The organism is Mycobacterium sp. MUNTM1 (assembly GCF_054660795.1).
This window is the reverse complement of the sequence record NZ_BAAGDE010000062.1, coordinates 21049-36237: the sequence shown is the minus strand read 5'-3', so window position 1 is coordinate 36237 and position 15189 is coordinate 21049. Positions and strand designations below refer to the sequence as shown.

At 66.1% G+C, this 15189-nt stretch carries 2 protein-coding genes and 1 pseudogene; 2 read left to right on the top strand and 1 reads right to left on the bottom strand.

Annotated elements, in window-relative coordinates; translation table 11 throughout:
• A partial coding sequence (locus ACYQ8K_RS25765; RefSeq protein WP_459973516.1) for an amino acid adenylation domain-containing protein occupies positions 1-8306 on the top strand: 8306 nt, incomplete at its 5' end.
• Positions 8307-8338: 32 nt separating this feature from the next.
• Here ACYQ8K_RS25765 and ACYQ8K_RS25760 read toward each other — a convergent pair.
• Positions 8339-8461: pseudogene (locus tag ACYQ8K_RS25760) on the bottom strand (SAM-dependent methyltransferase); the annotation flags it as partial.
• 367 nt (positions 8462-8828) lie between these two features.
• Here ACYQ8K_RS25760 and pks2 point away from each other — a divergent pair.
• Positions 8829-15176: a sulfolipid-1 biosynthesis phthioceranic/hydroxyphthioceranic acid synthase gene (gene pks2 / locus ACYQ8K_RS25755; RefSeq protein ID WP_459973518.1), complete on the top strand. Its 6348-nt coding sequence runs from the start codon at positions 8829-8831 to the stop codon at positions 15174-15176.
• Positions 15177-15189 lie beyond the last annotated feature (13 nt).

The following is a 15189-nucleotide window of genomic DNA, read 5'->3' as shown; positions in this document are numbered from 1 at the left end:
TGCTCGGGCCCTCACCGATTTACAACATGGTCGCGGCGTTGCGGCTCAGCGGGCGTTTGGATGCCGAGGCGTTGGGGTCGGCGCTGGCCGACGTGGTGGCCCGCCAAGAAAGCCTGCGCACTCTGTTTGTCGCCCCCGACGGGATGCCCCAGCAGCTGGTGTTGCCCCCCGAGCGGGCCGACTTCGGCTGGGACATCGTGGATGCCAGTGACTGGCCGGAGGCTCGGCTGGGTGAGCTGATCGAGGCGGCAGCGCGCGACCCGTTTGACCTGACCAGTGAGATTCCGTTGCGGGCAAGGCTTTTCCGTGTGGCGGAGGACGAGCATGTGCTGGTGGCGGTGATGCACCATATCGCCGCCGACGGGGTGTCGATGTCCCCGCTGGTGGCCGATCTGGGGGTGGCCTACGCCAGCCGCTGTGCGGGGCACGCCCCGGGGTGGGCGCCGTTGCCGGTGCAGTACGCCGATTACACGCTGTGGCAGCGCGCCCAGCTCGGTGAGGTGGCCGATGCCGATAGCCGCATCGCTGGGCAGTTGGCGTATTGGGAACACGAGCTGGCCGGGCTGCCCGAGCGGTTGGTGTTGCCTACCGATCGGCCCTACCCGCCGGTGGCCGATTACCGTGGAGCCAGCGTGATCGTGGACTGGCCGGCCGAGCTGCAGCAGCAGATTCGCCGGGTGGCCCGCGAGCACAACACGACGAGTTTCATGGTGATCCAGGCCGCCCTGGCGGTGTTGTTGGCCAAGCTCAGCGCTAGCAGCGATGTGGCGGTCGGGTTCGCGATCGCCGGACGTGATGATCCCGCCCTCGATGGTTTAGTCGGCTTTTTCGTCAACACCTTGGTGCTGCGGGTCGACTTGACCGGGGATCCCACGGTCGCTGAGCTACTCGCTCAGGTGCGCGCGCGCAGCCTGGCCGCCTACGAGCACCAGGACGTGCCCTTTGAGGTACTCGTGGAGCGGCTCAACCCGACCCGCAGCCTAGCCCATCACCCGCTGGTGCAGGTGGTGTTGGCCTGGCAGAACTTCGCCCGCGACGACGGCACCCCCGCCGAACTCGCCTTGGGTGACCTACAGGTCACCCCGCTATCGGCGGACACCCAGGTCGCCCGGATGGACCTGACGTTTACCCTGGGCGAACGCTGGAGCCAGGCCGGTGAGCCCGCCGGGATCGGTGGCTCGGTGGAATTCCGCACCGACGTGTTCGACGCGGCCAGCATCGAGGCGTTGATCGAGCGGTTGCAGCGGGTGTTGGTTGCGGTCACCGCCGACCCATCCCGGTTGTTGTCCTCGGTCGACATGCTCGACGACACCGAACACGCCCACCTCGAAGAGCTTGGCAATAAAGCAGTTTTGACCGCGCCAGTAAGTACGCCGCAGTCGATTCCGGCGCTGTTCGCTGAACGGGTGGGCGAGACACCGGCCGCGGTGGCGGTGACCTGCGGCGGCCGCTCGATGACCTACCGGGAACTCGACGAGGCCTCGAATCGGTTGGCCCACTTGCTGGCCGGCCGCGGGGCGGGCCCGGGACAGACTGTGGCGCTGCTGTTTTCCCGCAGCGCCGAGGCGATCGTGGCGATGGTGGCCATCCTCAAGACCGGGGCGGCCTACCTGCCGATCGACCCCGCCCACCCAGCAACCCGTATCGGGTTCATGCTCGCCGATGCCGCACCGATCGCCGCGATCACCACGGCCGAGCTGTGCGCGCGGTTGGACGGGCATGAGGTGGCGGTCATCGATGTCAACGATCCCGCTGTTGGAGCCCAGCCCGGCACAGCACTTCCGGCACCGGATCCCGGCGATATTGCTTACGTGATTTACACGTCGGGCACTACCGGGGTGCCCAAAGGCGTGGCCATCACCCACCACAACGTCACCCGGTTGCTCAAGTCACTGGACACCTGGGTGATACCGAAACAGGTGTGGGCGCAGTTGCATTCGCTGGCCTTCGACGCCTCGGTTGAAGAGATCTGGGGTGCGCTTCTGTGTAGCGGGCGGTTGGTGGTGGTGCCCGAATCCGTCGCGGCCTCACCGGAAGACCTGCACGCCTTGCTGATCGCTGAACAGGTCAGCGTCTTGAGCCAGACCCCCTCGGCGGTGATGGCGCTGTCGGCGGAGGGGCTGGAGTCGGTGGCATTGCTGGTGGCCGGTGAAGCTTGCCCCGCCGAGGTGGTGGCCCGGTGGGCCCCGGGTCGGGCGATGGTCAATGCCTATGGCCCGACCGAGACCACGGTGTGCGCGTCCAGGACTGCGCCGTTGACGGCCGGGTCGGGGGCACCCCCGATTGGCTCTCCGATTCCCGGTGCGGCGTTATTCGTTCTGGACAAGTGGCTGCAACCAGTGCCCGCAGGAGTGGTCGGGGAGTTGTATGTGGCCGGCACCGGGGTCGGGGTCGGCTATGTGCGCCGCGCCGGGCTGACCGCGTCGCGATTTGTCGCCTGCCCGTTCGCCGGGGCGGGAGCGCCGGGCCACCGGATGTATCGCACCGGCGACCTGGTCAAGTGGGGCCCCGATGGGCAGCTGCAGTACCTGGGCCGCGCCGATGAGCAGGTCAAGATCCGTGGCTATCGCATCGAACTCGGCGAAATCCGCGCCGCCCTGGCCGCACTGGATGGCGTCCAGCAGGCGGCGGTGATTGCTCGCGAGGACCGCCCCGGCGACAAACGGCTGGTCGGCTACATCACCGGCACCGCCGACCCGGCCGAGATCCGCACCCGACTGGCCGAGCGGCTACCCGCCTACATGGTCCCCGCCGCCATCGTGGCGATACAGAAGTTGCCGTTGACAGTCAACGGCAAACTCGACACCCGCGCCCTGCCGGCACCCGAATACCAGGACGCCGATCAGTACAGAGCCCCTGCCAACGCGGTCGAGGAGATTCTGGCCGGCGCCTACGCCCAAATACTTGGGCTCGAGCGGGTCGGAGTCGACGACTCCTTCTTCGATTTGGGTGGAGACTCGCTATCAGCAATGCGCCTAGTCGCCGCAATCAACAAGTCCCTGCATGCAAACCTCGCGGTGCGCACCCTCTTCGACGCAGCCACGGTGGCCCAGTTGGCGCCACGAATCGGTGAGGGTTCGGGTGGGCTGGAGCCGTTGATGGCTCATCAGCGGCCCGCGGTGGTGCCGTTGTCGTTTGCCCAGCAGCGGTTGTGGTTCCTGGAACAATTGCAGGGGCCCTCACCAATTTACAACATGCCGCTGGCGTTGCGGCTAAGTGGGCGCCTGGATGCCGAGGCGTTGGGGGCGGCGTTGCGTGATGTGGTGGCCCGCCAGGAAACCCTGCGCACCGTGTTCCCGGCGGTCGAGGGGATACCCCAGCAGCTGGTGATCCCGGCCGAGCGAGCCGATTTCGGCTGGCAGGTTGTGGATGCCGAGGGCTGGTCGGCATCCCGACTGCAGGAGTCCGTCGGCGCGGTAGTGCGTCACAGTTTCGATCTGGCTACCGAGATCCCCTTGCGGGCACAGCTTTTGCGTATTGCCGAGGACGAGCATGTGCTGGTTGCCGTGGTGCACCATATCGCTGGCGATGGCTCGTCGATGGCACCGCTGGTAAGTGATTTGGGGGTTGCTTATGCCAGCCGGTGTGTGGGGCAGGTCCCGGGGTGGGCGCCGTTGCCGGTGCAATATGTGGATTACACGTTGTGGCAGCGTGCACAGCTGGGTGAGGTGGCCGACGCCGACAGTCGCATCGCCGCGCAGCTGGCCTATTGGGAGCAGGCGCTGGCCGGGCTGCCCGAGCGTCTGAACTTGCCCACTGACCGGCCCTATCCGCCGGTAGCCGATTACCGCGGCGCCAGCGTGGCCGTGGAGTGGTCCGCGGAGCTACAGCAACAAGTCGCGCGGGTGGCCCGCGAGCACAACGCCACCAGCTTCATGGTGATCCAGGCAGCCCTGGCGGTGCTGCTGGCCAAGCTCAGCGCGAATCCTGATGTGGCGGTGGGTTTCCCGATCGCCGGGCGGACCGACCCTGTGCTGGATGAGTTAGTGGGGTTTTTCGTCAACACCCTGGTGTTGCGGGTGCAGGTGGCCGGTGATCCCACGGTCGCCGAGCTGCTGGTTCAGGTGCGAGCGCGCAGCCTGGCCGCCTACGAGCACCAGGACGTGCCCTTCGAAGTGTTGGTGGAGCGGCTCAACCCGACCCGTTCCCTGACCCATCACCCAGTGGTGCAGGTGGTGTTGGCCTGGCAGAACATCGCCGGTCTAGACAACGCCTCATCGACCGGGCTGGGCGTGAATGACGTGCAGGTTAGCCCGCTGGCAGCGGACACCCACACGGCTCGCATGGATCTGCTGGTCAGCCTGGCCGAACGCTTCACCGAGGCCGGTGAGCCCGTCGGGATCGGCGGGGCGGTCGAGTTCCGCACCGACGTGTTCGACGCGGCCAGCATCGAGGCGCTGATCGCGCGGTTGGAGCGGGTGCTGATGGCGATGACCGCTGACCCCACACGGCGGCTTTCGTCGGTGGATCTGCTCGATGCCGATGAGCAGGCCCAGCTCGACAAGATCGGTAACCGGGCGGTGTTGACCCAATCGGCGAGCACGCCAGCGTCGATTCCGGCAGTGTTCACCGCGCAAGTGGCGCGCTCCGCGGGGGCGGTGGCGATCACCTGCGGGGAGCGGTCGTGGACCTATCGAGACCTGGAGGAGTCCGCGAATCGGTTGGCGCACCTTTTGGCCCGGCAGGGAGCGAGGCCGGGACAGACTGTGGCGCTGCTGTTTTCCCGTTGCGCCGAGGCGATCGTGTCCATGTTGGCGGTGCTCAAGACCGGGGCGGCCTATCTGCCGATCGACCCCGCGCATCCCGACGCGCGGATCCAGCTCGTGCTCGACGATGCCGCACCGATTGCTGCGATCACCACTTCGGGGTTGGCCGGGCGGTTGGACGGGCATGAGGTGCCGGTCATTGATGTCAATGATCCCGCTATCGATGCCCAGCCCAGCACAGCACCACCTATGCCGGCGCCCGACGATATTGCTTACGTGATTTACACCTCGGGTACTACCGGTGTGCCCAAAGGTGTTGCCATCACTCATTACAACGTGACCGAGCTGATGGGGTCTTTGGATCCGGATTTGGCTGGGCCGGCGCAGGTGTGGTCGCAGTGGCACTCCTATAGCTTCGATATCTCGGGTTGGGAGATCTATGCCGCCTTGCTGCATGGTGGGCGCCTGGTGGTGGTGCCCGAATCGGTGGCGGCCTCACCCGATGACTTCCACTCCCTGCTGATCACCGAGCAGGTCACTGTTTTATGCCAAACCCCCTCGGCGGCCGGCACCTTGGCGCCGCAGGGGCTGGAGTCGGTGACCCTGCTCGTCGGCGGTGAGGCGTGTCCGGCCGAGTTGGTGCAGCGGTGGGCACCGGGGCGGGTGATGATCAACGAATACGGCCCGACTGAGACCACCATGTGGGTGGCCTTGAGTGCGCCGCTGGCGCCGGGGGCGGATGAGGTGCCGATCGGTGCACCCGTGCCCGGGGCGGCCTTCTTTGTGCTCGATCAGTGGCTGCGACCAGTGCCGGCCGGGGTGGTTGGGGAGTTGTATGTGGCCGGCACCGGGGTGGGCGTTGGGTATTGGCGGCGGGCCGGGTTGACCGCGTCGCGGTTTGTGGCCTGCCCGTTCGCCGAGTCCGGGGCGCGGATGTATCGCACCGGGGACCTGGTGAAGTGGGCCGCTGATGGGCAGCTGCAGTACCTGGGCCGCGCCGATGAACAGGTCAAGATCCGCGGCTACCGCATCGAGCTTGGTGAGATCGAAGCGGTGTTGGCGAGCCATCCACGGGTGGGGCAGGCGGCCGTCGTCACCCGTTCGTCCGGCTCGACCGCGGATGCGGGCGAGGGGGTCAGCGACAAGCAGTTGGTGGGCTATGTGGTGATGGATCAGCAAATGACGCTGGTCCGCGAACCCGAGCGCGAATCCCAAGTCGTCGAGCAGTGGCACGACGTGTGGGAGGGCCTGTATTCGGGAGAGGCCTTCGACGAAGGCGCGCCGACGGAATTAGGGGAAGATTTCGGGGGCTGGAACAGCCGCTATACCGGGGAGCCGATTCCGGTGGAGCAGATGCGGGAGTGGCGGGCGGCCGCGGTGGAGCGGATCCGGGCCCTGAATCCGCGACGGGTATTGGAGATCGGCGTGGGCTCGGGGCTTCTGTTGTCGCAGATCGCCCCGGACTGTGTCGAGTACTGGGGTACCGACCTCTCCGCGTCCACGATTCGGAGGCTGTGGGCGGCGGTGGCCCCGCAGCCGTGGAGTGACCGAGTGCAGCTGCGGGTCCAGCCCGCCGATGTAGGCGAGGGGTTGCCGCAGGGCCATTTCGACGTGGTGGTGCTCAACTCGGTGATCCAATATTTCCCCAGCGCAGGGTATTTGCTGGATGTGCTGGAAACCGCGATGGGGTTGTTGGCGCCGGGCGGGGCGGTGTTTATCGGCGATGTGCGCAGCCTGTCGTTGTTGCCGGCGTTCGTCACCCGGATGGTTTGCACTGACCTCACCGATGAGCCGGCGGCGGTGGCGCGTGCGCGGGTGCGCCGGGGGATGCTGGCCGAGCGGGAACTGTTGTTGGCGCCGGAGTTTTTCGCCGAATTGGGCCAGCAACTCCCCGAAATCGCGGCGGTGGACATGCAGCTCAAGGCAGTGGGCACGGTCAACGAGCTCAGCGGTTACCGCTATGAAGTGGTGTTGCGGAAGGCGCCGATACCGGTGCGCTCGCTGGCCGATCTGCCATCCCAGCCGTGGCAGCGGTTCGTCAGCTTGGACGCTCTGGAGGGCTATCTGCGTTCACAAAATCTGCCGGAGTTGCGCATCACCGGGCTGCCGCATGCCGGCATATGGGCCGAGGTGGCACTGTCGGAGGCGCTGGCGCGAGCCGGAGATCGGGTGGCGGTCAGCGCGCTGCGCGCCGGTTTAGTGATGCCGGACGCGGTGTTGCCGCAGGAATGTCATGTGTTGGGCCAGCGACTGGGCTATGCCACGGCGGTGACCTGGTCGCCGGTCGCGGGCCTGATGGACGTGATCTATACGCGCACCGCCCAACCGGCTGATCAGGATCGGCCGCCGGTTTTGTCGGATCTGTACCTGCCCGCCGCTGCAATGGGTTCGTTGGCTGCGTATGTCAATGACCCGGCGGCGATCGAACGTGGTGCTGAGTTGCGCCGTTTTGTGGCCGACCGGTTACCGGGTTATATGGTGCCGGCGGCGGTCGTGGTTTTGGAGGCGCTGCCACTGACCACCAGCGGCAAATTGGACAGGCGGGCTTTGCCCGCGCCGCAGTACCAGGACCCCGATCGTTACCGGGCGCCGTCTAATCCGACCGAGGAGACCTTGGCCGCTATCTACGCCCAGGTACTTGGGCTCGAGCGGGTCGGAGTCGATGACTCATTCTTCGATTTGGGTGGGAATTCACTGTTGGCGATGCGCCTGATCGTCACGATCAACATGTCCTTGGATGTAAACCTTGCGGTGCGCACGTTATTCCACGCCCCGTCCGTCAGAAGCTTAAGCGAGCAGTTGGGTCGGGACGCCAGCGAGGTGGAAGTAGTCCCTGTTGAGTTCCTCAAGCAGGGCACCGGTGCTCCGCTGTTCTGCATCCATCCCCTGGGTGGGGTGGTCTGGCCGTACTACACTCTTAGCAATTACCTGGACTGCCCAATCGTTGGAATTCAACAGATTCCGCGAAATGGCACGCCCGAGCCTGCGTCAATCCGCGATATGGCCAAAAACTATGCTGACCGGATCCAAGGGGTTGATCCTACCGGGCCCTACAACCTTCTCGGCTGGTCTTTTGGAGGCGTTGTCGCCCATGAAGTTGCCATAGAGCTGCAGCGACGCGGATGCTCGATCGCGCACCTCATCCTTCTCGACGCTTTACTCATGGACCCAGGCAGCGCCATCCCGAATAACGATACTTTAGTCGAGACGGCACTAGGAGATGTGCTGCGGTTCTGTCGTATAGATATTCCCGATCAGCATGAGCCGCTTACCTACGAACGGGTAGACGAGTTACTTCGCGAACGCGGAATTGTCGAATTTCCTCGATACAAGCCGTTACTCGATTTGATTGTTCGAAATGACGATACTAATCTCGCGTTGGCACGAGCCCACGAACCTGGTGTTTACGACGGCGATGTAGATATATTCGCTGCTGTGCGGGATGAGGGCGATCGGAGCTCGTGTCCTATGCAGAGTTGGCGACCATATGTTGCCGGCAACATTAACGCCTATTCGATAGAGTGTGCGCATCAGGAGATGCTGAGTACCGAATCCCTCATCATGTATGGCCAACAACTCAAACTTTCGCTGGAAGCTTAAAGGCGGCGTTGCGCTGAAGCAATCGGTTGCCTGCGGTCAAGTGCGTGGTTGGCGCGGCGCTTCAGATCGTCGGCATCGTCGCGGTCGAGGTAGTGCAGTCGGTTCGTCTGCAACCGCCGGTACGGCCAGGAGGCGTCTGGCCCGCATTGGGGCATACTGACAACGTCACGAGTTACCCGCGAGGCCGCATCCCTCTAAGAGCCGCCGTCTCGACGAAAAACGCTGTTGCAGAATGTTATCCGCTTTAGCGGGCCCATTCGATTGGCATTTCCCTCGCGCTACCGCTGCCGCCACACTCTGTTTACCGGTTCCCACCACCCCATGTACGCGACTGGACTACTCTACCTGGCTTCATAAGCCGGACAACAGGATTGAAACCCATAACGCTCGGGACCATGGAATCGGTCGGGACCGTCTAAGGCCCTGGTCAGAGATAACTAGTGCCTAGCGCACCCAACTGTTCGCTCGTGCCGTGCGAAATTTGGAGGACTGGTGAGTATCAATTTGTTCGACGACGACGTAATGCAGCGCTCGCGTTCGACCGATACCCGAATCCCGATCGGCACCGCACCCGTCACTCCCGTTGCCGTGATCGGCATGGCTTGCCGGCTACCCGGAGCCATCGACTCCCCGGAGCAGTTGTGGGAGGCGCTGTTGCGCGGTGACGACTTGGTTACCGAAATTCCGCCCGACCGCTGGGACGCCGACGAATACTACGATCCCGAGCCGGGTGTGCCGGGTCGGTCGGTATCCCGGTGGGGCGCATTCATCGACGACGTCGCCGGCTTCGATCCCGAGTTCTTCGGAATCAACGAGCGGGAAGCGACCGCGATGGATCCGCAACATCGGCTGCTGCTGGAGACCTCTTGGGAGGCAATGGAACACGCCGGTCTTACCCGAGAGCGGATCGCCGACTCGCGGACCGGTGTGTTCATGGGATTGACGCATGGCGACTACCAGTTGCTGGCCGCCGATGCGCACTCCGTGGAGGGGGCGTACGGATTTTCCGGCAGCAACTTCAGCCTGGCGTCCGGGCGCATCGCCTATGCCCTGGGGGTCCACGGTCCCGCCTTGACGGTGGACACGGCATGTTCTTCCGGGCTGACCGCGATACACCTCGCGTGCCGCAGCCTGCACGAGGGCGAGAGCGACCTTGCCCTGGCCGGCGGCGTCACGCTGGCGTTGGACCCGCGGAAATTCTCCGCGGGATCCGCCGAGGGCATGCTGTCGCCGACCGGGCGCTGCCACGCCTTTGACGTCGCGGCCGACGGGTTCGTGGGTGGCGAGGGCAGCGTCATGCTGCTACTCAAGCGGCTGTCCGACGCGCTGCGAGACGGCGATCGGATTCTGGCGGTGGTGCGCGGGACGGCCGCCAACCAGGACGGTCATACCGTGAACATCGCGACACCGTCGAAGACCGCGCAGACCGCCGTGTATCAGGCGGCTTTGGCCGCCGCCGGTGTGGACGCCCGAACGGTCGGCATGGTCGAGGCGCACGGCCCGGGCACCCCGGTGGGTGACCCGATCGAATATGCCAGCCTGGCCAACGTCTACGGCATCGACGGCCCGTGCGCGCTGGCGTCGGTGAAAACCAACTTCGGCCATGCGCAGGCGGCGTCCGGCGCGCTCGGGATGATGAAGGCGATCCTCGCGCTGCAGCACGGCGTGGTTCCCCGGAATCTGCATTTCACCCGGCTACCCGATGACCTCGCCAAGATCGATACGAAACTCTTTGTGCCGCAAGAGACTACACCGTGGGTCAGCAACGGGCACCACCCACGGCGGGCGGCGGTCTCGTCGTATGGGCTTTCGGGAACCAACGTGCACGCCATCGTGGAACAGGCGCCCGCACAGGACCCCGCTACTGTTGTGCCCGAACCGATCTCAGCCGAACCGACGACGACGGCGCCGCTGCTGTTCCCGCTGTCGTCCACCTCTGCCGACCAACTGCGCCGCACCGCCGGCCGGCTTGCCGACTGGGTGCGAGCCCACGACGATCTGGCGTTGCCCGATCTCGCCTATACCCTGGCGCGCCGGCGTGCGCACCGCCCGGTACGCACCGCGGTCATTGCCCGCAACTTACCGGAGCTCGCGAAGGCGTTGCGCGAGGTTGCCGACGGCGATACTCCGTATCCGGCCGCGGTCGGGCAGGACGACCGCGGACCGGTATGGGTGTTCTCCGGGCAGGGTTCGCAATGGGCCGCGATGGGCGCAGACCTGCTGGCGACCGAACCGGTGTTCGCCGCCACCGTCGCGCAGGCCGAGCCGGTGATCGCCCACGAGTCCGGGTTTTCAGTGACCGAGGCGATATCGGCGCCGCAGATCGTGACCGGTCAAGACCGGATCCAGCCGACGCTGTTCACCATGCAGGTCGCGCTGGCGGCCACCATGGGGTCCTACGGGGTCCGCCCGGGCGCGGTCATCGGGCACTCCCTCGGCGAGGCCGCCGCTGCTGTCGTCGCGGGTGCACTCTCGCTCGAAGACGGGCTGCGTGTGATCTGCCGCCGCTCGCGGCTGATGTTCCGCGTCGCCGGTACCGGTGCCACAGCATCGGTGGAATTGCCGGCGCAGCAGGTACTTTCGGAGCTGACAGCGCGTGGCATCAACGACGTCGTGGTGGCGGTGGTGGCCTCGCCGCAGTCCACGGTGATTGCCGGTGCCGCGCAAACGGTTCGCGACCTGGTCGCGGCCTGGGAGCAGCGTGACGTGATGGCCCGCGAGGTCCCCACCGACGTCGCCTTTCATTCGCCTCAAGTCGATCCGATCATGGACGAGCTGACAGAGACACTCGCCGAGATCAGCCCGATGACACCGGAAGTCCCCTTCTACTCGGCGACCCTGTTCGATCCCCGCGAGCAGCCGGTGTGCGACGCGCGCTACTGGGCGAACAACATGCGCCGCATGGTGCGGTTCGCTACGGCCGTGCAGGCCGCTTTGGAGGACGGCTACCGGGTCTTTGCCGAGCTCGCGCCACACCCGCTACTCATCCGCGCTCTCGAGCAGACCGCGCGCAGCCGCGAGATGCCGATGGCCGCTCTGGCCGGTATGCGCCGCGAACAGGCGCTCCCGCACGGGCTGCGTGGTTTTGTGGCGGATCTGCACAGCGCGGGCGCCGCGGTGGATTTCTCCGTGCTCTACCCAAGTGGGCGGCTGGTGGACGCGCCGTTGCCGACCTGGACGCACCGCCGGCTCTGGTTGAGCGGCGGCGGTCAGGAATCCCCGACGCATGGCGGTTGCACCGTTTCGGTACATCCACTGCTGGGCTCGCACGTGCACTTGCAGGAGGAACCCGAGCGCCACTTGTGGCAGGCCGAAATCGGCACCGCCGCCCAGTCCTGGCTCGCCGACCACCAGATCCGCAATGTGGTCGTGCTTCCGGGAGCCGCGTACTGCGAGATGGCGTTAGCGGCCGCCAGTACTGTGCTGGGCGAGACTGCCGAGGTGCGTGACATCCGCTTCGAGCAGGCGCTGCTGTTGGATGAACAGACCACGATCGGCGCCTCGGCGTCGTTGTCGTCGCCGGGCGTTGCCGACTTCACCGTGGAATCGAACCAGGGCGGCGAACAGGCGCGGCATGCTGCCGCAGTCCTTCGTGCCGCAGAGGACGAACAGCCACCTGTGTACGACGTGCCCGCGCTACTCGCCGCGCATGCGAATTGCGACGACGGCGACGAGGTGCGCAAGCGTATGGACCAACGTGGTGTGCAGTACGGTCCCGCGTTCGCCGGTCTGGGCACCGTCCACACCGCCGAGGAGGCGACCGTACTGGCCGAGGTGGCGCTACCGCGCCAAATCCGCTCGCAGCAAGCCGCTTACGGCGTGCACCCCGCACTTCTGGATGCCTGTTTCCAGTCGGTCGAAGCCCATCCCGACGTCCAGGCCCTGGGCGAAGGTGCGTTGGGGTTGGTGTTGGGCATCCGTCGACTCCGCTCCTACAGCGCCGCCCGCAACGTCCACTACTGCTACACGCGGGTGACCAAAGCGGATACCTCTGGGGTCGAGGCGGACATCGATGTGCTCGACGAGCACGGGGCGGTCCTGCTGACCGTCCAGGGGCTGCGAGTGGGCGCCAGCGCATCCGAGAGTGGCAACAAAGATCGTGTGCTGGCCGAGCGGCTGTTGAACGTCGAATGGCGGCAACGAGAATTGCCCGAGCCCGACCACGTCGACGCCGGAAGCTGGCTGCTGATCGGCACCACCACCAGCGCGGCCACGCTGGCGAGCGCATTGGCCGATGCCCTGAAAAACGTTGGCGTGCAATGCACCACGATGTCCTGGCCGCAGCAGGCCGACCACGTCTCAAACGTGGAACAGCTTGGAAATCATTTGCGCGGCGGTGGCTTCACCGGCGTGGTGATCCTCACCGGACCGAAAAACGGCGACGCCGGCGAACACTGTGCGCTCCTGGGCCGCGACTACGTGCAACATCTGGTGCGCATTGCCCGCGAGTTGGCGGACCTCCCCGGTGAATCGCCGCGCATGTATCTCGTGACCCGCAACGCCCAAACCGTGGTGTCCAACGACGTGCCCAATCTCGAGCAGGCCGGGCTGCGGGGCCTGGTCCGGGTAATCGGCATGGAACACCCGCATCTTGGGGCCAGCCAGATCGATATGGACGAATCGACCGACGCCGAACAGCTGGCCCGGCAACTGCTCACCGGATCGGAGGAGGACGAGACCGCCTGGCGAAATGGTGCGTGGTACAACGCCCGGCTGTGCCCCGCTCCGCTGCTTCCCGAGGAGCGGCAGACCGCGGTCGCCGACCACGAGTGCGACGGGATGCGTCTGCAGATCCGTACGCCCGGCGATCTGGAGTCGCTCGAACTCGTTGCCTGCGACCGCATTCCACCCGGGCCGGGACAGATCGAGGTCGCGGTCAGCGCGTCCAGCATCAACTTCGCCGACGTGCTCGTCGCGTTCGGCCGCTACCCCGCCTTCGAGGGGCGCCTGCCTGAGCTGGGCACCGACTTCGCCGGGGTGGTTACCGCGGTCGGACCAGACGTGACCGACCACAAGGTGGGCGATCATGTCGGGGGGCTGAGCGCCAACGGTTGTTGGGGTACGTTTCTCACCTGCGACGCCCGCCTGGCCGTCACGCTGCCGGCCGGCCTAGCCGACGACCAGGCGGCGGCGGTGACGACCGCACACGCCACCGCCTATTACGGCCTGCATGAGCTGGCCCGAATCGGGGCCGGTGACCGGGTGCTGATCCACTCCGCGACCGGTGGGGTCGGACAGGCGGCAATCGCCATCGCGCGGGCCGCAGGAGCCGAGATCTTCGCCACCGCGGGCAGCGAGCAACGTCGGCAATTATTGCGCGACATGGGCATTGAGCACGTCTACGACTCGCGAAGCGTGGAGTTCGCCGACCTGATACGCCGCGACACCGACGGCTATGGCGTCGACATCGTGCTCAACTCGGTCACCGGCGCCGCCCAGCGCGCGGGGGTCGAATTGCTGGCGTTCGGTGGACGATTCGTCGAGATCGGAAAGCGCGACATCTACGGCGACACCCGCTTGGCGCTCTTCCCGTTCCGGCGCAACCTGACGTTCTATGCCCTCGACCTGGCGTTGATGTCGTTCAGCCACCCGGACAGGCTGCGAGACTTGCTGAACACGGTGTACCAACTCACCGCGGACGGCTCGTTGCCGATGCCGGAAAGCACGCACTATCCGCTTGCCGACGCCGCCACCGCGATCCGCGTGATGAGCGGCGCCCAGCACACCGGCAAACTCGTGCTCGATGTCCCGCACACCGGCCGCAGCCGCGTGATGGTGCCGCCGGCACAGGTCGGAGTCTTCCGCAACGACGGCGCCTACATCATCACCGGCGGGCTGGGAGGCCTGGGGCTGTTCTTGGCCGAGAAGATGGCTTCGCCCGGTTTCGGGACCGGCTGCGGGCGTATCGTGTTGTCCTCGCGCTCGCAACCAACTCCCAAGGCGCAGGAGATGATCGAGCGCATCCGGGACACCGGTGCCGACGTCGTGGTGGAGTGCGGCGACATAGCCGAGGACGGTACGGCCCAGCGGTTGGTGGCGACGGCGACCGCCACCGGGCTTCGGGTGCGCGGCGTGCTGCATCTGGCGGCGGTCATCGAGGACGCCACATTGGCCAATATCACCGACGAGCTCATCGAGCATGACTGGGCGCCAAAAGTTTACGGGGCTTGGAATCTGCACGGAGCCCTGCAAGAAGCCACCGCGGAGCAGCCGTTGGACTGGTTCTGCTCGTTCTCCTCGGCCGCCGCGCTGGTGGGGTCGCCCGGGCAGGGCGCCTATGCCGCGGCCAACAGTTGGCTGGACGCGTTCACCCGCTGGCGCCGCGCTCAGGGCCTGCCGGCCACCGCGATCGCGTGGGGTGCCTGGGCGCAGATAGGACGCGGCACCGCCCTGGCCGACGGCGCAGGCGTTGCCATCGCACCCGACGAAGGCGCGTATGCATTCGAGGCACTACTGCGCCACGACCGCGCCTGCACCGGGTACGCGCCGATAACGGGTGCGCCGTGGTTGACCGCTTTCGCGCAGCGCAGTCCCTTCGCCGAAGCGTTCCGCTCCAACGGGCAAAGCTCAACGGGCACAAGCAAACTACGTGCCGAGCTCGACGAGCTGGCGCTGGAGGAGTGGCCTACCCGGCTGCGGCGCCTGATCTCCGACCAGGTCAGCCTGATCCTGCGCCGCAACATCGATCCCGACCGCCCGCTGTCCGAGTACGGCCTCGACTCGCTGGGCGGCCTCGAACTACTCACCCGCATCCAGACCGAAACGGGCATCCGCGTGACACCCGCCGACATCGCGACCATTGGCACCATTCGCGGTTTGGCGGAACTGCTCTTCGGAAAGCTCGCGCCCGCCGACGCCGCTCGAGGCTGAAAGGGATTGAATC